This is a genomic window from Saccharopolyspora erythraea, assembly GCF_018141105.1.
GTDB classification, from domain to species: Bacteria; Actinomycetota; Actinomycetes; order Mycobacteriales; family Pseudonocardiaceae; genus Saccharopolyspora_D; species Saccharopolyspora_D erythraea_A.
In genome coordinates this window covers 6718345-6741885 of record NZ_CP054839.1, presented here as the reverse complement: position 1 = coordinate 6741885, position 23541 = coordinate 6718345, and the positions used below count along the sequence as shown (strand labels likewise).

Here is a 23541-nt window from a genome sequence, read left to right as displayed (position 1 = left end):
TGCGGATCGGCCCCGTTCCAGACGCCATGTTCCAAGTCACCCCGTTCGGCATCGGCCCTGCTCCGGGCGTTGACGCACAGCCCGGTGGCCAATCACGGGTGACCCGGGCGGGGGATCTTGGGCATACTCGCGGCGTGTGTTCCTACCGGATCTTCGGGCTGATGGCCGGGCTGCTGCTGTTGCTGCCGACCGCGGGCTGCGGGGTCTTCGACTCCGGTCCTTCCGCCGGCGACGTGGCTTCGGCGTTCCTGCGGGCCTACACCGCGGGTGACGTGGCCGGGGCGGCTGCCCGCACCAACGCTCCCGACGCGGCGCGGCCGGTGCTGGAGGCCAACCGCGAGGCCCTGGCTCCGAAGGCGGCCACGGCCAAGCTTGGCAAGGTCGAGGAAGCCGACACCGCGACCGCGAACTACGACCTGACCTGGGATTTCGGTGACGGCCGCAGCTGGTCCTACCCGGCCTCGATGCAACTGGTCGAGGACGACCAGGGCTGGAAGGTCCGCTGGGCCCCGTCGGTGATCCACCCCGACCTCGGCGCCCAGCAGACGCTCGCCTTCCAGGAGCAGCGGCCCGACCCGGGGCCGGTGCTCGACCGCGACGGGGTGCAGCTCATGGGCCTCGAGCAGCTGGTGACGGTGAGCCTGAACCCGCAGGAGGCCGGGGACGTGCCCGGCGTCGCGGGCAGGCTCGCGGCGGCGCTGAGCAGCGTCGAGCCCGCGATCACCCAGCAGTCGATCATGGATGGCGTGGCCAGGACGCCCGCCGGCCAGCCCTACGCGGTGGTGACGCTGCGGCAGGCCGACTACGAGCGCGTCAGGTCCGGTGTCTACAACCTGCCGGGTGTCAGGTTCCCGGCGCAGGAGAAGCTGGTCACCGCCGAGCGCGGCTACGGCTCGCAGGTGCTCGCCGGACTGGCCAGGACGGTGGACGACCAGATCCAGGCCGGTACCGGCTGGCGCGTGGTCGCCCGCAACGACTTCAACGGAGCCGTGGTGCGGACGCTGCACGACGTTCCGGCGCGCCCGGTGCCCGCGGTGCACTCCACGCTCAGCGACCGGGCGCAGCGCGCCGCGGAAGGGGCAGTGGACCCGGTGCCGCAGGCGGCGATGATGGTCGCGCTGCGCCCCTCCAACGGTGAGGTGCTCGCGGTGGCGCAGAACGCCCCGGCCGACGCGCAGGGCGCGGTCGCGCTGACCGGCCAGTACCCGCCCGGCTCGACCTTCAAGATCGCGACGGCGGCGGCCGCGCTGGAGTCGGGCGGGATCGGCATCGACACCCCGGTGCAGTGCCCGCCCAAGAAGCCGTTCGACGGCCGGGTCATCCCCAACGACAAGGAGTTCGACCTCGGTACCGTCCCGCTGCGGACCGCCTTCGCGAAGTCCTGCAACACGACGTTCGCGCAGCTCTCGGTCGACCAGCGCACCGGCGCCCTGACCGACGCGGCCAAGCGCCTGGGCGTCGGGGTGGACTTCGAGATGACCGGTGCCACCACGATCACCGGTGCCGCCCCGGAGGCCGAGGCGACCGTGCAGCGCGCCGAGAACGGCATCGGGCAGGGCAAGGTGCTGGCGAGCCCGTTCGGGATGGCGCTGGCCGCGGCGACGGTGGCCAACGGCTCGATGCCGGTCCCGACGCTGGTGCAGGGCACCCAGACCAAGGTCGACGCGACGCCGCAGCCGCTCTCCCAGCGCACCCTCGACCAGCTCCGGCCGATGATGCGCGAGGTCGTCACCTCGGGCACCGCGACCGCTCTGGCCGGGTCCGGGGAGGTCGCGGGCAAGACCGGTACCGCGCAGTTCGGCGACGGCACGCACTCGCACGGCTGGTTCGTCGGCTATCGGGGCGACCTGGCGTTCGCGGTGCTGGTCACCGACGCCGGGACGTCCGGCCCGGCGATCGAGGCGGCCAAGCGGTTCCTCTCCGCCGCGCCGTGACGCCCACCACGCCGACGTGTGGGATTCGTCATGCGCGCACCGGGTTGCGGACCGGTGCGCGGCCGGGCGCGCACCGGACGTTTTAGAGTGAGGACATGCCGGTAAGAGCCCCCCTTGAGCCAGGTGTGCAGACGCCACACCGACAGGTCCCCAAGACCATCGAGCGTCCCGAGTACGTCGGCAAGGCGGCTCCGAAGCGCAACACCGAGCCCTACGTCCAGCCGCCCGAGGTCGTCGAGGCGATGCGGGTGGCGGGCAAGCTGGCCGCGCAGGCCCTGGTGGCCGCAGGCGAGGCGGTGCGCCCCGGCGTCACCACCGACCACATCGACGCGGTCGTGCACGAGTTCTTCCTCGACCACGGCGTGTACCCGTCGACGCTGGGCTACCGGGGGTTCCCGAAGTCCTGCTGCACATCGCTGAACGAGGTCATCTGCCACGGCATCCCGGACTCGACGGTGATCGAGGACGGCGACATCGTCAACGTCGACGTCACCGGTTACGTCGGGGGCGTGCACGGCGACACCAACGCGACCTTCCTCGCCGGTGACGTGTCGGAGGAGGTGCGGCTGCTGGTCGAGCGCACCCGCGAGGCGACGATGCGCGCGATCAAGGCCGCCAGGCCCGGGCGGCAGCTCAACGTGATCGGCCGGGTCATCGAGTCCTACGCCAAGCGCTTCGGCTACGGCGTGGTCCGCGACTTCACCGGGCACGGCATCGGCCGCGCGTTCCACAGCGGCCTGGTCGTCCTGCACTACGACGAGCCGTCGGTGCAGACCGTGCTGGAGCCCGGCATGACCTTCACCATCGAGCCGATGATCACCCTCGGCACCCACGAGTACGACATGTGGAGCGATGGCTGGACGGTGACCACCAAGGACAAGAGCTGGACGGCGCAGTTCGAGCACACCATCCTCATCACCGAGGACGGCAACGAGATCCTCACCCTGCCCTGACGCACATGTCGACGCACAGCGGCCTGGCGCCCGGCGAGAACGCGACGGTGGTCCGGTACCGGTACGGCTGGGGCATGCTCGCCGGGGCGCTCGGACTGTGCGCCTTCGCCGGGATCTTCGTCTTCTACCTGCTCACGCCGGACCAGGCGGCTCGCGAGTTCAACCCGTTCGTGCCGTGGGTGATGATCATCCTGGTCGGCCCGCTCGCACTGCTGTTCCTCGTGGGGTCGCTGTTCGTGCTCTCCCGCACGCACCGCGTGCACGTCGACGAGCGCGGCATGTGGTTCAGCAGCTGGAACGAGACCGACCTCGTCGCGTGGACGGAGCTGCGCGCGGTCCGCGGTGAGCCGCAGCCCAAGCCGAAGGACGACCCGAAGGCCAACAGCCTCCCTGCCGCGCTGGAGCTGTATCCGGGCGATGCGAACTTCGCGCAGCGCCACGGCAAGCTCGTCAAGGCCACCGACGCCGGGCCCTGCACCGTCGACCTCCCTGGGCGAGCCACCGCGCGGCGGCTCGCCCAGGCGATCTCGGCGCACCGGCCGGACCTGCTGCGCTGAGGCGGTTCAGCCCTTGCGCTGCTGCCGGGCCTGCTTGCGCTGCTCCCGGTTGCGGCGCATCTGGTCCCAGAACTCCTGGTCCTTTTTCTTCTTCGCGGCGCGCTCCTCCGGCGAGCCGTGGATCTTCTCCCAGAATTTCCGCTGCTCGGCCTGGCTGAACGACCAGACGACGGACTTGGAGAACATCCACAGCGCGGGGATGCCGAGAACTCCGGCGGCGACGATCGAAATCATCGTCACCGTGCCGCTGGAGAAGCCCTCGGCTTGCGTATAGGTGCGCTTGTCCGTGTTGATGTTCCCGCGTCCGCCACCGTATCCCCACGTCAGTCGCTGTGGTTCACCGATCTCGTCGGGGGTGAAGAAGTTCATGTCGATGGACGTGGTCCATGTCTGCCCGGTCTCGTCGTCCCGGATCGTCGCGACGCAGTTCCAGTTGTGGCCGAAGCCGCGTCGCGTGACGGGGCCGGTGTCCTCGCACGACTTCACGTCGGCGGTCGCGTTCGGTTTGTCCTTCATCGTCGGGAAGGAGAAGACGATGGTCGGCCAGAGCATCACAAGGACCGCGACGACGATGAAGCCGGCGATCATCTTGCCAAGCCGGACCGCGAGGTTGTCCGATTTGAGCACAGCAATTCCTGAATCTGTTGCTAGTGGTCTGCCACTTCGTCCTTGCCGTCGTCCAGCTTCGCCGTCTCTTTGACAGCTTCGTAGCCGAGTTTGCTCGCGCCCCCGTCCGTCCATCCCGCTTCGAAGATGTTGCCCCTGAAGGAGGGCATGAACTCACTGCCACCGGCCATGAATCCTCGACTCGCTGCACTGCCCGTGGTGGTGCTCGGAGCGATCTTGCGCGCAGCGTCGGTGAGGCTCTGCTCCGTGATGGCGCTCTGCTTCGGAGCGATTCCCGGCATGTTGCCCAGGTTGTGGAAGAAGCCGTCGATGCCCTTGCGGATCGACGCGGCGGCCGAACCGAGTTCGTCGAGCTTGTTCCAGAGGTTCTTGAGAACCGTGCCGAGCTTGTTCATCCATTCGGAGATCTTGTCGGCCCACTTGAGCGCGATGCGGATCGCATCGGCGATGGCCCCTCCCGCTGCGATACCGGCGGTGGCCGCCGCGGCGGCGGCCCATTTCAGCAGGGCGCTGACGATTTCAGCGACAGCCCCCGCGATGAGGTCGCGCACGATGCCGCGTACAGCCGCGACAACGACCTGCGCGCCCTCGACCGCTGATTTCATGGCGGTGCTGGCTTCAGCCATGGCATCGATCGCTTTGGCGCCGTCCTCTCCAAGCTTCCTGTAGGCGTCCGCCGATTTGCCTTCCCACTGGGTAGTGGCACTGACCGACTGGCCGTATTCCTTACCGGCCCCCTTGAGTTCGGTGCCGATCTTCTCCCAGCTTGCCGCCATGCCGGAAATGGCGTCCGGGTCGCCCATCAGGTCGTTGAAAGGTTCCTTGATGAAGGAAACGTTGTCGATGACCCACCCGAATCCCCAGCTCAACAGGGTTCCCAGCGGATCAGCGGCGAGGCCGACCGCGTCGACACCCGCTCCCATCGCGTTGAGGCCGACCGAGTCCCAGTCACCGTTCGAAATGGACTGGCCGATGCCGTAGACGTTCTCGAAGCCGCCCGCTCCGCTGAAGGGGTTTGCGGTGCCCTTCTCTTCCGATTCCTTGGCTGCCTCGTCTCCGGTGACGACGAGAGCGTCTTCAGAAGCCACCTTCAACCTCCTTCAGGATGGCACCGCTCTCCTGGTCGGTGGCCTCGTAGTCGGCGGCTGTGTCATCCAGGGCCTTTTTGATCGAGTCGAGCGACTTCCCGCCGCTTTCGATGGTCGACTTGACCTCGTTGCACTGGGTGATCACCGCTTGGGCGAGAAACTGACCGAATACGCCGAAGGCGTCGGAACTCATCGAGGTCTGCGCCGCGCCGTGCGCCGTCTTGACGCGTTCGGTGAAGCCCTGGACCTTGCCCGCGTGTTCCTTGATCGTCGGTACGTCCGCCCGGAACCCGTCGTCGCTCACCGCAGGTACCTCCCGCCGGAGTTGTCGTCGAAGTCGTCGTCGATCTCGTTGCCGCCGCGGCCGCCGGGAGCGGCGTCATCGTCGGTGCCGTCACCCGCGTAGCCGTGCGGCAGGTTGCTCTTGACGAACTCCAGCGCGTCGCCCTCGCCGACGAACCGCTGCATCACGTCCATCATCTGGCCGGCCGCCTCGCGCTGGGCCCTGCGGACGCATTCCATGATCGACTCGCGCACCTTCTCGGGCTGGGGGTGCTGGAAGTCACGGCCGAACTGGATGTCCTCCAGCACGCCGCTGCTGTTGACACGCACGGTGACCTGGCCGTCCTGTGACGTCGCCGACCCGCCTACCTCGCTGAGCTGGCCGCGGGCGCGGTCGGTGTCCTCCTTGACCTTCTGGAGCTTGGCGCTTTACTGGGACAGCCAGTCGTCGGGGTGCATGGGTCTCCTCGGGTCCGTGCGGTGCGCGTTCGTCGGAGCAGGCTAGTTGATTTCGGACATAGGGACGTAAGCGTCCGCGACTTGGTTCCGCAAGGTTCACGACCGACTGGTGGAGCGGGCGGCGCAGTGGGGTAGGAAGGCTGATGTGAACGCGCTGCTGATCGCCGGGACGACGTCGGATGCCGGCAAGAGCGTGGTCGCGGCCGGTGTCTGCCGGTGGCTGGCCCGCACCGGAGCCCGCGTGGCGCCGTTCAAGGCGCAGAACATGTCGAACAACTCGGTGGTGACGCCGGACGGCGGTGAGATCGGACGGGCGCAGGCGGTGCAGGCCGCGGCGTGCGGTCTGGAGCCGTCGGTGCGGTTCAACCCGGTGCTGCTCAAGCCGGGCAGCGACCGCAGGTCGCAGGTGGTGGTGCTCGGGCAGGTCAGCGGCGAGGTGACCGCGATGTCCTACCGGGAGCGCAAGGCGGCCCTCCTGGACACCGTGGTGTCCACTTTGGATGGTCTGCGCGCCGAGCACGACCACGTGATCTGCGAGGGCGCCGGTTCCCCGGCGGAGATCAACCTGCGCGCCACCGACATCGCCAACATGGGGCTGGCCAGGGCCGCGGGGCTGCCGGTGCTGGTGGTCGGCGACATCGACCGGGGCGGGGTGTTCGCCCAGCTCTTCGGCACGCTGGCGCTGCTCGACGCGGCCGACCAGGCGCTGGTCGGCGGTTTCGTGATCAACAAGTTCCGCGGCGACCCCGCCCTGCTGGACTCCGGGCTCGACCAGCTCCGCGCGCTGACCGGCCGGCCGGTACACGGCGTGCTGCCGTGGGCCGAGGACCTGTGGCTCGATGCCGAGGACTCGCTCTCCTACGTCGCCGACGGCGTGGTGGGCCGCCCGGCTCCGCCGCGCGGCTCGCAGTGGCTGCGGGTGGCGGTGCCGAGGCTGCCGCGGATCTCCAACGCCACCGACGTCGAGGCCCTGGCGGCCGAGCCGGGGGTCGCGGTCCGGTTCGTGACCGAGCCGTCGCGGCTGACCGACGCGGACCTCGTGGTGCTACCCGGGTCGAAGTCGACCGTCGCCGACCTCGGTTGGCTGCACGACACCGGACTCGCCGACGCGATCCGCGCGCACGCCGGGGCGGGGCTGCCGGTCGTCGGCATCTGCGGTGGCTTCCAGATGCTGACCCGCCGCATAACCGACCAGGTGGAGTCGGGGGCCGGGGTGGTCGACGGCCTCGGGATGCTCGACCTGGAGATCGAGTTCGCGGAGGCCAAGACGCTGCGCAGGCCGTCAGGAACGGCCTTCGGGGAGCCGGTGCACGGCTACGAGATCCACCACGGTGTGCCGGTGCGCCGAGGCGACGACCTCACTGGTCTGGTCCGGCTGCCCGACGGCGAGGACGAGGGCGCGCTCCGCGGGTCGGTGGCGGGCACGCACTGGCACGGCCTGTTCGAGAACGACGGTTTCCGCAGGAAGTTGCTGACCTGGGCGGCCGGGTGCGCGGGCCGCGACGGCTTCGTCGCGGCCGATGACACGTCGTTCGCCGCGATCCGCGCCGGTCAGCTCGACCTGCTCGGCGACCTGGTTGAGAAGCACCTCGACACCGACGCGATCCGGCGGCTGCTCGAAGGCGGCGCCCCGGCCGGGCTCCCGTTGCTCCCGCCGGGTGCAGGCAGTCACGCGGCGCTGCGCTCCGGCGGCGGTTCCGAGTAACGTCTGCCACATGGCCGCTGAGTTCACCATCGCTGAAGCCCAGGAACGGTTGGCGGAGCTGATCGACCGGGCGGAGTCGGGTGAGGACATCGTGATCACCCGGTTCGGCGCACCTTCCGTCCGCCTGCAGGCAACCGGTGGTCGGGGTGCGACGACCGCGCTGGCGGGCGGCGTCGTCGGGGCGGCGTGGCTCGCCCCGGTCGCCGGCGACGCCGGCGGTGCGTCTCTCGACTCCGGCGGCGCTTCCTTCGACGTGGGCACGGACTACTGACCGGGCTGCCCCACGTGACCTAGTCGCGTGGGACCGCAGGTCCGGACCACGTTCCCGGCGCCTGCGTGCGTGTCCGGGCGCTCGGGCAGGACGTCCGCCGTCGGGCGGGCGCTGCTGCCCGCCGCTCAGTAGCCCAGCGCTGCCCGACGGTCGGCCGTAGCCCAGCCGGCCAGCGCTCCGCTGCGCGACGGCCGGCCGCCGTTCCGTTGCCCGGCCAACTGGTGCTTCGCCGCTTCGCTGTCGGCCGCCACTTCGCGGCTCGGCCGTCCTACTGGCTGCCCCGCCAGCAGCTCCGCAGCCCGGCTGCCGCCGCTCCGCCGCCGCGCTAGTCGTCCGTGCTGGGCGTCTGGGCCAGCAGCTCGTCCAGGAAGCCGCCTGCCTCGGCGGCGGCCCGGTCGGGGGCGCGGTCGCGGACGGCGGCCACCAGCTCCGTGTGGGAGACGTGCTCCTCGGGCGGGATCTCCGGGTCGAACGCCGATGCGACGCTGGAGCGGACCGCCTCGCTCAGGCCCTCGTAGAGGCCGATCAGCACCGGGTTGTGCGAGGCCTGCACGAGCCGGAGGTGGAAGTCGGCGTCCTTGGTGATCACCGTCTCGCGGTCCATGCGCCGGACCGCCTCGTCCCGGTCGCGCAGGGCGACTCCGAGATCGCGGACGTCCTCGTCGGTCCGGGCGCTTGCCGCCAGCCGGGCGCCTTCGACCTCCAGCGCGCGGCGCACTTCGAGGACGTGGCGCAGCTCCGACCCGCACAGCTTGCGCACGGCACCGGAGATCTCACTGGTTGCCCGGACGAAGGTGCCGTCCCCCTGGCGCACCTCGAGCAGGCCGGAGTGGGAGAGCGCCCGGATCGCCTCGCGCACGGTGTTGCGGCCGACCCCGAGGCCCGTGACCAGCTCGCTTTCGGGCGGGATGCGGCTGCCCAGCGGCCACTCGCCGGAGGCCATGAGCTCCCGGAACTGGTCGATCACCTGATCGACCAGCCCGGTCCGCTTGGTGGTGACCAAGGGCACGTAGACGTCCTTTCGTCCAAACATCCTACGTTTGACATACTAGTACGCGATGTCCATAGAGTCGCGCAGCCAGCATGTCCCTGACCATGTGACCGACCAGGATGCCAGCTCTCCTCCGCACGCCCCGCACCCCGATGCGCTGCGGCTGGAGAACGACGGTGCCTCCGAGGCGGTGCTGCCCAACCGGCACACGGCGGTGGCCGGAGGTGGGCTGCTCCTCGCCGGTGTCGCGCTGGCGGCGGCCAACATGCGCCCGGCGGTCACCAGCCTCGCGTCGGTGCTGGGTGAGGTGCGCGACTCCCTCGGCAGCAGCAGCACGTGGGCCAGCATCGTCACCTCGGTGCCGACCCTGTGCTTCGGCGCGGCGGGCATCGCCGCCCCGCTGCTGGCGAGGCGCTGGGGCATGAGCCGGGTGATCGGCGTCTCGCTGGCGGTGCTGACCGCGGCGATGGTGCTGCGCGTGGTCGACGGACCGTGGACGGTCCTGGCCGGGACGGTGCTGGTCTGCGCCTCGATCGCGATGTGCAACGTGCTGATCCCGGTGGTGGTCAAGGAGGCCTTCCCCAACCGGGTCGGCATGGCCACCGGCCTCTACACCACCACGATGGCCGCGGGCGGTGCCGTGGGCTCGGCGCTGACGCCGATGTTGCAGCACTCGACGGGCAGCTGGCAGCTGGCCCTGGCCACCTGGGCGGTCGTGGCGCTCGCCGCGTTCTGCGTGTGGGTCCCAGCGACCCGGCGCCATGCCGCGTCCAGGCAGGTCACCGGCACGGCGGCGCAGGGCGGGCGCCGTTCGCTGATGCGCAGCCCGCTGGCGTGGGCGATCACCGCCTACTTCGCGATGCAGTCGCTGGTCGCGTATGTGGTGATGGGCTGGATGCCCGAGGTGTTCAAGAGCGCCGGCGTCGACGCCACCACGGCGGGCGCCCTGCTCGGCGTGCTGCTGCTGGTCGGCGTGCCGCTCAACATGATCCTGCCGCCGCTGGTCACCCGGACGCGGGGGCAGTCCGGCTGGGCCGTCGGGCTCGCGGTGCTGACGGCGAGCGGCGTCGTGGGACTGCTGGTCGCGCCGCAGAGCGCCCCGCTGCTATGGGCGCTGCTGCTCGGCGTGGGACTGAGCGCGTTCCCGCTGGCGCTGGTGTTCATCTCACTGCGGACCAGCAACGCCGCCGACACCGGCCAGCTCTCGGCGATGTCGCAGAGCTTCGGCTACCTGATCGCCTCGGTCGGCCCCTTCATGTTCGGCGTCATGCACGACGTGACGGGCGGCTGGACCGTTTCGCTGGCGATCGTGCTGGCGATCGTGCTGATCCAGGGCTGCATCGGCATCGTCGCGGGACGCCCCCGCACCATCTGAACGCGGTAGGGCGACGGCGGAACGCGGCGCGATCGCCCGCGGAAAGCGCTAGACATGCGGCCGGAAACGCCGGTGGGGCGCGGCCGGAGACGCGGCCCGGCTCGGCCGAATCGCCAGCCGGGCGCGACCGGGACGCCAGCCAGGCTTGGCCGGAGACGCCAGCCGGGCGCGACCGGGACGCCAGCCAGGCTTGCCGGAGGCGCGGAAGCGATCGGGCCGAACCCAGCCGCCGCCCGGTCTGGGTGGACCGCCCGGCCCGCGGCCGTGGCCGGAGCCGGGCGGCGCCTCGCCGGCTCAGACCAGCCCGAGTCGCAGCATCGTGTCGGCCACCGCGGTGAAACCCGCGATGTTGGCGCCCGCGACGTAGTCGCCGGGTGCGCCGTACTCCTCCGCCGTGGCGTAGCAGCGGTCGTGCAGGTCCTTCATGATCGTTTCGAGCCGCCGCTCGGTGCGCTCGAAGCTCCACGTGTCGCGGGACGCGTTCTGCTGCATCTCCAGCGCCGAGGTCGCCACGCCGCCCGCGTTGGCGGCCTTGCCCGGCCCGAACGCGATTCCGGCTTCCCGGAACACCCGGACCGCCTCCGGTGTGGCGGGCATGTTCGCGCCCTCGCCGACGGCCATGCAGCCGTTGGCGATGAGCGTTGCGGCGTCTTGCGCGGTCAGCTCGTTCTGCGTCGCCGAAGGCATCGCGACCTGGCAGGGCACCTCCCAGATCACACCGCCCTCCTCGAACTTCGAGCCCGGCCGGCGGTCGGTGTAGGCGCTGATGCGCCCCCGCTCGACCTCCTTGATCTGCTTGACCAGGCCGACGTCGATGCCGTTCTCGTCGTAGACGTAGCCGGTGGAGTCCGAGCAGGCGACCACGGTCCCGCCCAGCTGGTGGACCTTCTCCATGCCGTAGGTCGCGACGTTGCCGGAGCCCGACACCACGACCTGCTTGCCCTCGAACGACTCGCCGCGCGCGGCCAGCATCTCCCGGACGAAGTAGGCGCAGCCGTAGCCGGTGGCCTCGGTGCGCACCTTCGCCCCGCCGAAGGAATGGTGCTTGCCGGTGAGCACACCGGTCTCGTAGCGGTTGGTGATCCGCTTGTACTGTCCGAAGAGGTAGCCGATCTCCCGGCCGCCGACACCGATGTCACCGGCGGGCACGTCGGTGTGCTCGCCGATGTGCCGGTGCAGCTCGGTCATGAAGCTCTGGCAGAAGCGCATGATCTCGCGATCCGAGCGCCCCTTCGGGTCGAAGTCGGCGCCGCCCTTGCCGCCGCCGATCGGCAGCCCGGTGAGGGCGTTCTTGAAGATCTGCTCGAACCCGAGGAACTTCACGATGCCCTGGTAGACCGAGGGGTGGAAGCGCAGACCGCCCTTGTACGGGCCGAGGGCGCTGTTGAACTCCACTCGGAAACCGCGGTTGACGTGCACCTCGCCGTGGTCGTCCTCCCACGGCACGCGGAAGGTGACCATCCGCTCGGGTTCGCAGATCCGCTCGACGATCTTGTGCTCGGCGTACTCGGGGTGCTTGTCCAGCGCCGGTCCGATGCTCTCCAGGACTTCCTGGACAGCTTGGTGGAACTCGGTTTCTCCTCGGTTGCGCTGGACGATGTCGTTGTAGACCGCTTCGAGACGTGCGTGCGGCACCAGGTCGCCTTTCTCTCCGTTGGGAAGGGCCGGGTCAGATGATGGCGGACGCCGCGCGAGGTGTTGCCCGCGCAGGGGCCGGGTGGGACGGGCCGGGCGGTCGCCGCATACCGAAACCTGTTGCCAGTGCTCACTTTCCGCGTTGCTGTAACGATAAGGGCGCGACGATCGGCACCCGAGATCGTTTCACCGCAAGGGAAGGTTCAGCAACGCGTTCTCGATCAGCTCCGGCATCCCCGGGTGGATCCAGTACTGGCCACGGGCCATCGTGCGGGCGTCCAGGCCGAACTGCATCGCCTGGATCAGCGGTTGCAGCAGCGTCGGAGCCTGCGGGCCGATGATGTGCGCGCCGAGCAGCTTCCCGGTTTCCGGGTCCGCGAGCAGCTTCGCGAAGCCGGTGCTGTCCTCCATCGCCCAGCCGTAGGCGATCCCGCCGTAGTCCTGCACGCTGGTGACGTACTCCACACCCAGCCGCTGCGCTTCCTGCTCGGTGAGTCCCACCGACGCGATCTGCGGCGACGAGAACACCGCGGCCGGCACGTAGCGGTGGTCGGACGCGATGGGCGCGTCCGGGTGCAGCAGGTTGTGCTGCACGACCCGCATCTCGTGGTTGGCCACGTGTTTGAGCTCGTAGGGCGAGCTGATGTCGCCCAGCGCCCAGACCCCGTCGACGGAGGTGCGCTGCTCGGAGTCGACCTCGATCTTGCCGTTCCTGGACAGCGCGAGGCCGCCCTTCGCGGCGTCGAGGCGATCGGAGTTGGGCACCCGGCCGACGGCGATCAGCAGCGCCTCGGCCTCGACGACCTCCGAGCCGTCCGGGCCCTCGAGGTACAGGCGGGTCAGGTCCCCGTCCTGCTCGACGCCGATCTCCTTGCGGTTGAGCCGCAGGTCCCAGCGTCGGCCCGCCAGCTCGGTGAACCGCTCGGAGACATCGACGTCCTGGCTGCGCAGCGCCCGGCCGGACCGGCCGACCAGGGTCACCTCGACGCCCAGCGCGGAGAAGACGTGCGCGAACTCCGCACCGACGAAGCCGGTGCCCATGATGATCATGCGCCGGGGGAGCTCGTCGAGTCGCATCACCGAGTCGCTGGTGTGGTAGTCGACCTTCTCGATGCCGGGGATGTCCGGAATCGCCGGCCGGCCACCGGCGGCGACGACGAAGCGGTCGGCGGTGATCGTCTCGGTGCCGCCCGCGGTCTCGACCTCGACCTGCTTGACGTCGGTGAACCGCCCCACACCCTCGAACAGGGTGACGTTGGGGTTGTCCTCGGCCCGGTAGCGCCTGCCGCCGGACGAGATCTCGTCGATGCGCCCGAAGATGCGGTCGCGGATGTCGTGCCAGCGCACGTCCCGCAGCTCGAGGTCGACCCCGAGCCGGGTGCCCGCCGACGGCGCGCCTGCCACGTCGGCGGTGTGCACGAACATCTTGGTCGGGATGCAACCGACGTTCAGGCAGGTACCGCCGTAGTTGCCGGTGCTGCCGACGCCCTTCTCGACGATGGCCACGTTCCAGTCCGCGAACCGGTCGTCGAGGATCGAGTTGCCCGAGCCGGAACCGATGATGACGAGATCGAAGTGCCGCACGTGTCCATCCTGCATCAGGTGTCGGTGTCGGTGACGTGGAGCTCCCGCTCGGGGCGCTCCGGGCGTCGCTCACGTACAACCCGGCGAGCCGCATGCTGATTCCCCGCTCGGCGGGGGTTCCGGCCACACCACGTGCGTGGGCCGCGCACCAGGCTGCCGACAGTGGTCCCGCCGGCCCCGACCAGTCCGCGAGTCCCCACGCGTCCATCAGCGCCGCGAGGGCCTGTACCGCCGCGAGACCTCCGGTTCCCGCTGCCCACCTGCGCGCGGTCGCCGCCGCGCTCGGCGGGCTTCCGTCCCGCGCGAGCGTGCGCAGGAGCACGACGTGCTGGCCGGGGCTGGTACCCCGGTACGCGAGGGTGACGCCGAGCACGGCGAGCGCGGGCGCGCACCACAGCACCGCGGCTTCCAGCCACTTGCCGGTGACCGGCGACACCGCGTGGTCGGTGAGGTCGGCGCCGATCACGATCGCTCCGCGCAACGCTGTTCCGAGCCACCACAGCAGCAGGAGGTCGCAGCACATGCCCAGCAGCCGCCGGTAGGCGGTGACCGGGCGAGGCGCGCAGGTCGGCAGGCGGGGAGGGGATGGTGCATCCCTTTGCGCGGGCCCGGCCCGGCCCGCGCGTGGTGCACCGGTGACCGGTTGTGGTGCAAAGCAAGTATCGGGGCCGCAATCGAGCAGGGGCAAAGGAGTCGCTGCCCGCTCAGGCTTCGGCAACGTCACCGCGCGGCCGGCCACGGCTCCCGCGTACGCGACCCCGTTCAGTGCGGACAGTGCGTTCGGTAACTGCCAGGAGCGCTGCGCGGGAAGGGCGAGACCGCGACGTCCCGTCGGCATGGCCGCGCCACGGCGCCCACCGGCGGTCACCCGGGCGAGCAGACAGCCGGCCACGGCTCCACCCGTGTTCGCGAGCAGGTCGTCGACGTCGAACAGGCGGTACGGACAGGGGAGGAGGAACCACACCCCGGTGAGCTGCGTCAGCTCGACCGCCAGGGACACGGACGCGCCGGTGAGCGCGGCCACGGGCACGCGTCGCCGGATAAGCACGCCCAGCGGTACGAACAGCGCGACGTTGAGAGCGAACTGCGCCGCGCCGTCCGCGCCGCGCTCCGCGACCCCGGCCAGCGGCCGCAACTGCGGGTCCATGGCCACGCACGCGCCGTCTGCGGGCAGCGGGAGCAGCACGTACGCGGCCAGGCCCAACACGTACAGCAGCGTGCCGAACCGCAGTGCGAGGGTGCGGGGACGCAGCTCGCCGCGCAGCCGGTGCTCGCGAGCCGCGAAGGGCACCAGCAGCAGGGCCGCCACGGCCGCGGCGAGCACCGCGGCGGTGGCGGCGGGCACCACCTGGACGTTCACCCGTACCTCCCGGAGCCGACGGTGTTCCTGGACCGCGAACGCAGTTCGGTCGGCACCGATGCGGCTGCCGGGAAGTGCGTCGCCTCCTGGAAAGAGGCACGAGCACCCGGGCTGGATTCGGTCAGCGTCCGGAAAGCCGCTTCCAGCAGCCGGATTCAGCTCTTCCGGGTGAAATCCGGGGAGTCGTCAGTGGGCGTAGGTCGGCGTGATGATCGCCCGCGCGAGGCTGTGGAAGGCCAGGTTGAAGTTGACCACGGCCAGGCTCGCGGTGCCGTCCACGCCGAGCTTCTCGGTGTCCACCGCGTGCACCGCGAAGTAGTACCGGTGCGGGCGGTCACCGGGCGGCGGCGCGGCGCCGCCGTAGGCGTGCTCACCCATGTCGTTGGCCACGTGGAAGGCTCCCTCCGGCACGCTCCGGCCGTCGCGGCTGCCCGCGTCGGCAGGCAGCTCGGTCACCGAGGCCGGGATGTCGACCAGGCCCCAGTGCCAGAAACCGCCGGGGATGGGCGCGTCGGGGTCGAAGCAGGTGACCACGAAGCTCTTGGTGTTCTCCGGGAACCCCTCCCACCGCAGGTGCGGCGACCGGTTCTGCCCGCCCGCTCCCATGCCGTCGAAGGCGTGGTCCAGGGCCATCGGGCTGCCGTCGGTCACGTCGTCGGACGTCACGGTGAACGACGGGACCTCGGGCAGCAGCGAGTAGGGGTCCGGGTCGATCGGGCGCTCCAGGCTCATCGAGCTTCCTCCTCAGCGTCGGAGTAGGGGCTTTGATCACTCGCCGACCAGCCTAGTTGGGCGGCCGCGTGGATGTGTCGTGGCCGACGTTGTGCACATGCTGCAAGTCCAGTGTGTTTTTCGCAGTGGCTGGTCGTTAGTCTGCGTCCCGAGGAGGTCCGACTTGACCACGCGCGCTGGACATGAAGTGCTGTGCCTGGGCGAGACGATGTCGCTGATCGCCCCGGCCGAGCCGGTCGGGCTGGAGACCGCCACGTCGTTCACGCTGGCCACGGGTGGTGCGGAGTCCAATGTGGCCGTCCACCTGGCCGCGCTGGGGCACCGGGTGGCCTGGGCGAGCCGGGTCGGCGCCGACCCCCTGGGCCGCCGACTGGTCGCGACCATCGGTGCGGCCGGGGTCGACACCTCGCTCGTCGAGACCCATTCCACCGCACCGACCGGCGTGTACTTCAAGGACCCCGCGCCCGGCGGCACGACGGTGTACTACTACCGCACGGGTTCCGCCGCATCCACAATGGACGAGCGGTTCCTCGGCGGCGCCGCTGACGCGGAACTGCTGCACATCAGCGGGATCACGCCCGCTCTCTCGCCGGGATGCGACCGTCTGATCACGCATCTGCTGACCGGTCCGCGCAGGTCGAAGATCTCCTTCGACGTCAACTACCGCCCGGCGCTGTGGCCGGCCGAAGCCGCCGGGCCCCGGCTGCGGGAGCTCGCGCAGCTCGCCGACATCGTCTTCGTCGGCCTGGACGAGGCGGGCACGCTGTGGGGAGCGAAGACGGCCGACGACGTCCGCGCGGTCCTCGACGGTCCGGCGACGCTGGTGGTCAAGGACGCCGCCAACGACGCCACCGCGTTCGGCGCGCGGCCTGCCGTCGTCACCGCGCCGGAGGTGCGCGTCGTGGAGCCGGTCGGCGCGGGCGACGCCTTCGCCGCCGGCTACCTGTCCGGTGTGCTGCGAGGGGAGAGCGGGGTCCGCTGCCTGCGCCTGGGCCACCTGCTCGCCGCGCACAGCCTGCTCAGCACGGAGGACCACACCGCGCTGCCGACGGCCGACGTGCTGGCCGGATGGCTCGACTGCGACGAGAGCACGTGGAACGCACTGCGGTTCGGTGGGAGCTTATGACCTTCTTCGACGACCTGTTCTCCTGCGGGGTCATGGCGATCCTGCGCGGCATGGACCCCGAGCGCACCGCGATGCTCGCCGAGCGCGCCTGGGACCTGGGCATCGACGCCGTCGAGGTGCCCATCGAGACACCGGAGGCCGAGCCGTCGCTGCGCGCGGCGATCGAGGCGGGCGCGCGCCGCGGCAGACCGGTCGGCGCGGGCACCGTGGTCGGCGTCGAACAGCTGCGCACGGCGACCGACCTGGGCGCCGCGTTCACCGTGGCACCGGGGCTGGACCCCGAGCTGGTGCGCGCGAGCGAGCTGCCGCACCTGCCCGGCGTCGCCACGCCCAGCGAGGTGCAGCACGCCCGCAAACTCGGCCTGACCTGGGTGAAAGCATTTCCCGCCGCCGTGCTCGGCACCGGTTGGTTCGCCGCCATGGGCGGCCCGTTCCCCGGTATGCACTTCGCGGCCACGGGAGGGATGAACGCGCACAACGCGCCGGACTTCCTGGCTGCGGGGGCGTCGGTGGTCGCCGTCGGGTCGGCGTTGGAGGATCCCGAGCAGTTGCCCGCGCTGGCGGAGCTCATCAGAAGGTCGTGAATCCGCCTCGGAAACAGAGGCCCGCGACCCGCACGTGTTCGTAGCACTACGGCAGGAGTTCAGGTGAAGATCCACGTCGGACCGGTCGCGCAGCCGGAGCTGGAAGCGGCGGTGCGCGCCGGCGGAGCCGAACCGAGTTCGGCCGAGGAGGCGTCGGCGCTGGTCTGGTACGGCGCGGGGCCCGAGCGGTTCCACGAGCTCTTCCACGAGGGCATGGAGTGGGTGCAGCTCCCGGCAGCGGGCGTGGAGACCTGGTTCGCCGGCGGCGTGCTGCGCGAGGGCGTGCGGTTCACCTCCGCCGCGGGGGTCTACGCCGAGACGGTGGCCGAGCACACCCTGGCGATGATGCTCGCCGGGTTCCGGCAGCTGCACACCATGGCGCGGGCGGACCGCTGGGCGCCGCCGGATGGCATCCGGTCGCTGTTCGGGGCGACGGTGGGCATCCTGGGCGCGGGCGGGATCGGCCGCGCCCTGATCGGGTTGCTGAAGCCGTTCGGGGTGCGGATCCTGGCGGTGAACCGGTCCGGGCGACCGGTCGACGGCGCGGAGCGGACGTGGCCGTCCGAGGACGCCGACGGCGTGCGGGAGCTGCTGTCGGCGTCGGATTTCGTCGTGGTGGCCGCGCCCGCCACCGCGCAGACCGCCAAGCTGGTCGACGCCGAGGCGCTGGCCGTGATGAAGTCCGGCGCCTGGCTGGTCAACGTGGCCCGCGGCTCGCTGGTCGACACCGACGCGCTGGTGGCGGCGCTGGCGGAGGGGCGCATCGGCGGGGCCGCGCTCGACGTCACGGACCCGGAGCCGCTGCCCGACGGCCACCCGCTCCTCAGCGAGCCCCGCGCGCTCGTTTCCCCGCACACCGCCAACCCGAAGTCCTTGCTCGTTCCGGCTTTGGCGCGCAGGGTGGAGGAGAACGTGCGACGCCACCTCGCGGGCGAGCCGTTGCTGGGCGTCGTCGACGTCGCGGCGGGCTACTGAGCGTGTGGCGCGGTGCGGAGGGTTTCCTTGCGCTGTAACCGATTCCTTCGGTCGCGGGAGCACGGGAGTCGCCGCGCGGACCTCGCGCGTCCGGCACATGTCCAAAGTGGACCTGTCGCTCGCGTGGGTGATCTTGTTGCCTGACCTTCACCTGATCGGGTGCTAACTTCCGGTTGCGGTGAATCAGGATCAAGCTTCGTTCCTCTCTCTAATGGACACTTTGTCGAGCCGGAGACGGGCGGTCGTGCGGGCCGTGCCCAGCGCTCCGGAGGGAGGAGATCAGCGAGATGGCACGGATGTCGCGTCGAACGTGGCCTTTCCTGGGGGTGGCCGGTGCGGTGGCGCTCTCGTCGGCCCTGTTGACCCCGGCGGCGGGCGGGCTGGCGACCGGTCCGCCCGTACTGCAGGCGCCGCCGATCGTGGGCGGGCAGCCCGCGAGCATCGCCCAGCACCCGTGGATGGTCTACCTGACCGACGCGCAGGGCAACCAGCTCTGCGGCGGTGCCATCGGGGCACCGGACAAGGTCGTCACCGCGGGCCACTGCGTCCTGGGGGAGAAACCGGAGAATGTGCAGGTCGTGGCCGGCCGGGAGCGGCTGGACGGCAAGGACGGCACGGTCGCCAGGGTCACCGGCATCTGGGTGCACCCGAAGTACCAGGACGCGAACAGCGGTTCGGACGTGGCGGTGCTGACGCTGGACCAGCAGCTGCCGCAGCCACCGCTGCCGGTGGCCTCCGGGCAGGACACCGCGCTCTACCAACCTGGCACCCCGAGCATGGTGCTGGGCTGGGGGAAGACGGCCGAGAACGGGCAGAGCTCGAACGAGCTGCGCATGGGCGAACTGCAGGTCCTCGCCGACCAGGAGTGCACCAAGGCGTACAAGGAGCAGTACAAGGCCGACAGCATGGCCTGCGCGGGTGTGCCAGGGGGCGGGGTCGACGCCTGCCAGGGCGACTCCGGCGGACCGCTGGTGGCCGGTGACCGGCTCATCGGGCTCGTCTCGTGGGGGGACGGGTGCGCACGTCCGGAAAGTCCCGGCGTCTACACGCGCATCGCGGCTTTCCACGACGACATCCAGGCTCAACTGGGTACCTGAGGCCAGGTCGCGCCGGGGGCCGAGGCCGCCCGGCGGCGTTGACCGGCCCGGGCCGGGTGGGAGCGGCTGGGGCCGGAGGCCGACCGGTGGTCGGTGCGGTTGCTGGGGCGCCGCGCCGACTGGGGGATCGGTCGGCCGAGCCGGGAATTCCGCGTCCCGACGGACTTCTCGTCCTTCGGGGTGGTGGGTTCCCGGACTGAGCCTGTGACTCCGCGTCCGTGCGGGTTTGCCGGGAGTGGGTGGCTGGGGACGTGTTTCGGTCTCCGGTTCCGGTTTCCGGACCCGAGTCCTGGGTGGCTTGCGCACAGGGCGGAGAACGGGCTTGCCGGTCGGGCCGCGGTTCGCGCGAACCGCGGCCCGACCGTTCAGGGCTGTGCCCGCTGGGGGAACTACCTGAACCGCGGCTCAGTCGGAGCTGCGAGTCGGGTTGCCGGTCGACTGGCTGGCGGAGTCAGTGCGTGTCCGTGGGGACAGCGCCGTGTCGGGTGGATGCACCGGAGGGAGGTGAGAGCCGAAGACGTGGTCCGAGTTCGCGCGCGAGCTTCGTCGCGATGTTGCGCAGCAGGAGGACATCCGGACGGCGGTCATCCGCGCGAGTGGCGAGCACGCTCTGCTCCCACGGCGCGTCGGCCACCGGCACGAACGTCGTGCCCGGCCACGAGTAGTAGCGGGTGAACGAGAGCAGGGCCGACCCGGCACCGCGACCGAGCGCGGCGTTCATCAGCACGTCCTGCGGCGTCAGCGCGTGGTCGCTGCTCCGCCGCGGTTGCTCGCCACCACGTGAGGACGCGAAGTAGAGGTAGTCGGTGAACGACCGGGGAGTGCGGTCGGGGAGGCTGAAGTAGGGCAGCTCCAGCACGTCGCGCAGGCGGACTCCGGGGGCGTCGGCGACCTGCCAGGCGCTCGGGACGACGACGATGCGCTGCTCGGTGGTCAGGACGTCGACGGCGATGCGTTCGTCGACCGGTGCGGGCCGCACGAAAGCCACGTCGACCCGGCGCTCCAGCAGCGCCGAAACGCCCTCGGTGAAGTCCAGCGTCGACAACGCCAGCCGAACCTCCGGGCGTGCCCGCCGGAACGCCTGCAACGAGGCGGGAGTCAGCTCGGCCGAACCATGGCCCATGATCCCGACCCGCAGCGGCAGGTCGTCCACGGGAGCGTCGGCGAGCTCGGCCGACGCCGCGTTGGCGGTGTCGATCAGTACCCGCGCGTGCCTGAGCAGGCGCTCCCCCGCGGCCGTCGGTCGCACCGGCGTGCGATCGAGCAGGGTCACGCCGAGCTCGCGTTCGAGTTGCTTGACGTGCGCGGTGACGGCGGCCGGTGAGAGGAACAACCGTGCGGCGGCCCGCCCGAAGTGGCCTTCCTCGGCCACCGCGACGAAGGAGGTCAGCCGACGCAGGTCCACCTCGCGGAGCGTAACGCGCGAAACCCGCACGTGTACGCGGATGTGCGCGGCGGAACAGGGCGGCCGGATGAGGTTTTCAGCGGGGTGGCCAGGGGCGGCAGCGTCTGGCCACCGCGGCGACGCGGGAACTTCGGCTGGTGGGCTTAGGTGGGTGCGGCGTTCGGGCTTGGCGGGTGTGCGGCGGTCGGTGGTGGGGAGGTGAGCATGCGGCGCGGCCGGGCCGTCAGGTAGGCGGTCGGTCGTGGGTCGGCGTTCGGTTTGGAGGCTGGCTGGCGTTGGGTCGGAGGCCGATTTGCGGCCGGGGCCGTCGGTGTGGCTGTGGGCGGCCCGGGTAGGCGGTCGGTCGTGGATGGTGGGGTGGTTCAGCGCGGCGTTCCGCTGTTGATGGACCGATGGTTGGTCTGGTGGTGGACCGGGCGACTGGCGGCGGTCCTGACCGGGGCGACCAGTGGCGGTTCCGACCGGATGGAGTGGGTGGCCCAGTCGGCCGGCGGTCGGTCGTGGCCGCTCGCTCGGGTGGTGCGAGCTCGGGTGGTGGGAGCAAGGTGACGGATCTGTCGGCGGGCGCTCGGCCGTCGCTCGTTCGGCGGGCGTTCGGCGCTCGGTTATGTGCTCTGGTCGGCCCGGTCGCGGGAGGTCGGTCGCGTGGCGGTGGCCAGCCTGGGCGCCGCTGGTGTGGCGACCGGTGTGCCGGCTGTGACTGAGCGATGTGGTCCCGGCTAACACGTGATCAGCCGGTGGCGGTATCGGCGTTCACGCTTCCTGAAGGGGCGGTGTGCGCCCGACCCCTCACCGTCTAGAAGTGGATACGTGAGAAGTGCTTGGGTTCGGGCGGCGTTGCTTCTGACCGCCGCCGGGTGGGGAGCGAACCAGTTCTCGTCGCTGCTGGGTGCTTACGGGACTCATCTCGGTCTCTCCAGCACGACGGTGACCAGCCTGTTCGCCGTCTACGTCGTGGGGCTGCTGCCGGGGCTGCTGCTCGGCGGCCCGACCGCCGACCGGTTCGGTCGTAAGCCCGTCGTGCTGGGTGCGGTCGCCGCCGGCGTGGCCGGGACTGCGGCGCTGATGGCGGGGGCGGTCGCCACTCCGTGGCTCGCCGTCGGCAGGCTGCTGACCGGTGTCGGCACCGGCGCCGCACTGGCCGCGGGAAGCGCCTGGGTGAAGGAACTGTCCTATGCGGGCGATGTCGTCGATGAGGGAACCGGCGCACGGCGAGCGGGCCTGTTCCTGTCCGCCGGGTTCAGCGTGAGCGGACTGGTCGCCGCCCTGATCGCGCAGTGGGCACCGCACCCGATGGTCACCGCCTACGTGCCGCACCTTGTGCTTTGCGCCGGTGCGCTCACGGCCGCCGCGGCCGCTCCCGAAACCAGGCCGAAGTCGCTGTCGGTTGCCTCGTCCGGAAGTGGATTGCGAGATCCGCGCTTCTGGTGGCTGGTGGTACCGGTCGCGCCGTGGGTCTTCCTCGCGCCGTCGGTCGGGTTCGGTGTGCTCCCCGGTCTGGTCGACGGCCGCCTGACCGGTTTGGAGACCGTCTACGCCGGGGTCGCGACCCTGCTGACGCCGGGCAGCGGAGTCCTCACCCAGCCGCTTGCCAGGCGGCTGGCGGCCCGCAACCGCATCGTGCCCGCGTTGGCCGGGCTGTGGGCGGTGGCGGCGGGACTCGCGCTGGCGGTCCCGGCGATCGTCCTGGAGGAGCCGTGGACGGCCCTGTGCGCGGACGTCCTGCTGGGCGGCGGCTACGGGATGCTGGTGACCTACTGCCTGACCGAGGTCGGCCTCATCGCACCGCCGTCGCAGCTCGCCCGCCTGACGGCGGTGTTCTGGGCGCTGGCCTACCTCGGCTTCTGCGCGCCTTACGTGTTCGACCTGCTCACGGGTGTCGCCACCCCGCCGGTGATCTTCACCGCGAGCGCGGTGCTCGCGCTGCTCACCTGCCTGCTGGTCGCGGCGCGCGGCCGGTCAGCCCGCGACGAGCCCGACCGAGATCGTCAGGAACGCCGCGGCACTGACCATGTCGAGCGACTTGGCGACCCGCGGGTGCCGTAGCCGGTCGGCGATCCGGGCCGCCGCCAGCACAATGGTCAGCTCCCAGATGGCGGCCAGGACGAGGAAGATCACGCCCAGCGCGACGAGTTGCAGCGCGGGGTTGGCCGCGGCGCCGACGAACTGCGGCAGGAACGCCAGGCTGAACAGCAGCATCTTCGGATTGGTGATGTTGCTGAGCAGCCCGCGCAGGTACGGGTTCGCGGGGTCCGGCGCGGGGGTGGCGTCGAGCGCGCCGTTGGCGGACTCCTTCCTGGTCAGCCACAGACCGCGCAGGATCGTCGCGGCAAGGTAGATCAGGTACGCCGCGCCGATCCACTTGAGCGCGGCCAGCACCGCGGGCTGCCGCGTGATCAACGCGCCGAGGCCGGAGATCACCGCCGCGACCTGCACGATGCTCGCGGTGTGGATGCCGGCGAGGGTGAGGAGCCCGGGCCGGACGCCCGAGCGCAGCGACGTGCGCAGCAGCAGGAAGGCGTCGACGCCGGGGGTCAGGATGACCACCGCGCTCGCGAGCAGGAACGCGGGCACGGTGGTCAGGTCCAGCAACATTCGGTCCCTCCTTCTGGGGCGTGCGGCATCGCCCCGCACGACCGGGTGTCACTTGATCTGGTGGATCTGGTCCTGCATCGGCGCAGGCGGACGACCCCGGATCGCGCGGAGCGCCGGGATCGTGTTGGGGCGAGGCGGATGAGCAACGGGCCAGCAGGGCTTGTCCCGCAAGATTTCCCGCCGCAGACCATCTTAACGAAATATTT

20 protein-coding genes and 2 pseudogenes are annotated in these 23541 nt (G+C 70.9%); 11 read left to right on the top strand and 11 right to left on the bottom strand.

Translation table 11 applies throughout. From position 1 onward, the window contains the following. Positions 1-161: 161 nt before the first annotated feature. From HUO13_RS30105 to HUO13_RS30095, 3 genes are all read left to right on the top strand, one after another. Positions 162-1934, top strand: a complete 1773-nt coding sequence (locus HUO13_RS30105) for a penicillin-binding transpeptidase domain-containing protein (RefSeq protein ID WP_211903260.1) — start codon at positions 162-164, stop codon at positions 1932-1934. 95 nt (positions 1935-2029) lie between these two features. Further along, a complete protein-coding gene (gene map / locus HUO13_RS30100; protein WP_211898332.1) occupies positions 2030-2887 on the top strand; it encodes a type I methionyl aminopeptidase in 858 nt (285 codons plus the stop codon). 5 nt (positions 2888-2892) lie between these two features. Next, positions 2893-3444 (top strand): hypothetical protein, encoded by a 552-nt coding sequence (locus tag HUO13_RS30095; RefSeq protein ID WP_211898331.1) that lies wholly within the window; start codon positions 2893-2895, stop codon positions 3442-3444. Positions 3445-3450: 6 nt separating this feature from the next. Here HUO13_RS30095 and HUO13_RS30090 read toward each other — a convergent pair whose 3' ends face one another. From HUO13_RS30090 to HUO13_RS30075, 4 genes and pseudogenes are all read right to left on the bottom strand, one after another. Continuing rightward, entirely contained in the window at positions 3451-4071 is a 621-nt protein-coding gene (locus tag HUO13_RS30090) for a DUF6346 domain-containing protein (protein WP_211898330.1), read from the bottom strand. Between the two features lie 20 nt (positions 4072-4091). Further along, the gene (locus tag HUO13_RS30085; protein WP_211898329.1) at positions 4092-5159 is read right to left on the bottom strand and encodes a WXG100 family type VII secretion target; all 1068 of its coding nucleotides are present in this window, start codon (positions 5157-5159) and stop codon (positions 4092-4094) included. Beyond that, on the bottom strand, positions 5149-5463 hold the full coding sequence (locus HUO13_RS30080; RefSeq protein ID WP_211898328.1) for a type VII secretion target: 315 nt from the start codon (positions 5461-5463) through the stop codon (positions 5149-5151). Before HUO13_RS30080 ends, HUO13_RS30085 begins: the two co-directional genes overlap by 11 nt. Next, positions 5460-5852, bottom strand: a pseudogene (locus HUO13_RS30075) (YbaB/EbfC family nucleoid-associated protein); the annotation flags it as partial. The pseudogene HUO13_RS30075 and the gene HUO13_RS30080, both read right to left, overlap by 4 nt. Positions 5853-6045: 193 nt before the next feature. Between HUO13_RS30075 and HUO13_RS30070 the strand changes: the two are divergent. Both HUO13_RS30070 and HUO13_RS30065 read left to right on the top strand, forming a co-directional pair. Further along, positions 6046-7605, top strand: a complete 1560-nt coding sequence (locus HUO13_RS30070; RefSeq protein ID WP_211898327.1) for a cobyric acid synthase — start codon at positions 6046-6048, stop codon at positions 7603-7605. A 10-nt stretch (positions 7606-7615) separates the two neighbouring features. Continuing rightward, positions 7616-7876, top strand: coding sequence for a type II toxin-antitoxin system Phd/YefM family antitoxin (locus tag HUO13_RS30065; protein ID WP_211898326.1), 261 nt, complete (start codon positions 7616-7618; stop codon positions 7874-7876). A 325-nt stretch (positions 7877-8201) separates the two neighbouring features. Here the strand turns inward: HUO13_RS30065 and HUO13_RS30060 are convergent, their stop codons facing one another. Further along, positions 8202-8885 carry a FadR/GntR family transcriptional regulator gene (locus HUO13_RS30060; protein WP_249124181.1) on the bottom strand — a complete coding sequence of 228 codons (684 nt, stop codon included), beginning with the start codon at positions 8883-8885 and terminating at the stop codon, positions 8202-8204. Between the two features lie 88 nt (positions 8886-8973). Between HUO13_RS30060 and HUO13_RS30055 the strand changes: the two genes are divergently transcribed. Beyond that, a complete protein-coding gene (locus HUO13_RS30055) occupies positions 8974-10242 on the top strand; it encodes a CynX/NimT family MFS transporter (protein WP_249124180.1) in 1269 nt (422 codons plus the stop codon). A gap of 294 nt (positions 10243-10536) precedes the next feature. Here HUO13_RS30055 and gdhA read toward each other — a convergent pair whose 3' ends face one another. The 4 genes and pseudogenes from gdhA to HUO13_RS30035 all read right to left on the bottom strand — a co-directional run bounded on the left by gdhA (position 10537) and on the right by HUO13_RS30035 (position 15553). After that, entirely contained in the window at positions 10537-11877 is a 1341-nt protein-coding gene (gdhA, locus tag HUO13_RS30050; protein ID WP_432757780.1) for an NADP-specific glutamate dehydrogenase, read from the bottom strand. Between the two features lie 186 nt (positions 11878-12063). Next, positions 12064-13461 (bottom strand): mycothione reductase, encoded by a 1398-nt coding sequence (locus tag HUO13_RS30045; protein WP_211898323.1) that lies wholly within the window; start codon positions 13459-13461, stop codon positions 12064-12066. Positions 13462-13720: 259 nt separating this feature from the next. Next, a pseudogene (locus tag HUO13_RS30040) lies at positions 13721-14668 on the bottom strand (VanZ family protein); the annotation flags it as partial. A 339-nt stretch (positions 14669-15007) separates the two neighbouring features. Further along, on the bottom strand, positions 15008-15553 hold the full coding sequence (locus tag HUO13_RS30035) for a YbhB/YbcL family Raf kinase inhibitor-like protein (protein WP_211898322.1): 546 nt from the start codon (positions 15551-15553) through the stop codon (positions 15008-15010). A 163-nt stretch (positions 15554-15716) separates the two neighbouring features. Between HUO13_RS30035 and HUO13_RS30030 the strand changes: the two genes are divergently transcribed. From HUO13_RS30030 to HUO13_RS30015, 4 genes are all read left to right on the top strand, one after another. Continuing rightward, entirely contained in the window at positions 15717-16679 is a 963-nt protein-coding gene (locus HUO13_RS30030; protein WP_249124179.1) for a sugar kinase, read from the top strand. Beyond that, positions 16676-17263, top strand: a complete 588-nt coding sequence (locus HUO13_RS30025) for a bifunctional 4-hydroxy-2-oxoglutarate aldolase/2-dehydro-3-deoxy-phosphogluconate aldolase (protein ID WP_211898321.1) — start codon at positions 16676-16678, stop codon at positions 17261-17263. Before HUO13_RS30030 ends, HUO13_RS30025 begins: the two co-directional genes overlap by 4 nt. Positions 17264-17326: 63 nt before the next feature. Beyond that, entirely contained in the window at positions 17327-18238 is a 912-nt protein-coding gene (locus tag HUO13_RS30020) for a D-isomer specific 2-hydroxyacid dehydrogenase family protein (RefSeq protein ID WP_211898320.1), read from the top strand. Positions 18239-18525: 287 nt separating this feature from the next. Then, positions 18526-19335 (top strand): S1 family peptidase, encoded by an 810-nt coding sequence (locus HUO13_RS30015; RefSeq protein ID WP_211898319.1) that lies wholly within the window; start codon positions 18526-18528, stop codon positions 19333-19335. Positions 19336-19786: 451 nt separating this feature from the next. Here the strand turns inward: HUO13_RS30015 and HUO13_RS30010 are convergent, their stop codons facing one another. Beyond that, a complete protein-coding gene (locus tag HUO13_RS30010) occupies positions 19787-20740 on the bottom strand; it encodes a LysR family transcriptional regulator (protein WP_211898318.1) in 954 nt (317 codons plus the stop codon). An 810-nt stretch (positions 20741-21550) separates the two neighbouring features. On the opposite strand from HUO13_RS30010, the gene HUO13_RS30005 reads away from it, so the two are divergent. Next, positions 21551-22786, top strand: coding sequence for an MFS transporter (locus HUO13_RS30005; RefSeq protein ID WP_249124177.1), 1236 nt, complete (start codon positions 21551-21553; stop codon positions 22784-22786). Here HUO13_RS30005 and HUO13_RS30000 read toward each other — a convergent pair. Then, positions 22700-23335, bottom strand: a complete 636-nt coding sequence (locus HUO13_RS30000; protein ID WP_211898317.1) for a LysE family translocator — start codon at positions 23333-23335, stop codon at positions 22700-22702. The genes HUO13_RS30005 and HUO13_RS30000 overlap by 87 nt on opposite strands. Between the last annotated feature and the right edge of the window lie 206 nt (positions 23336-23541).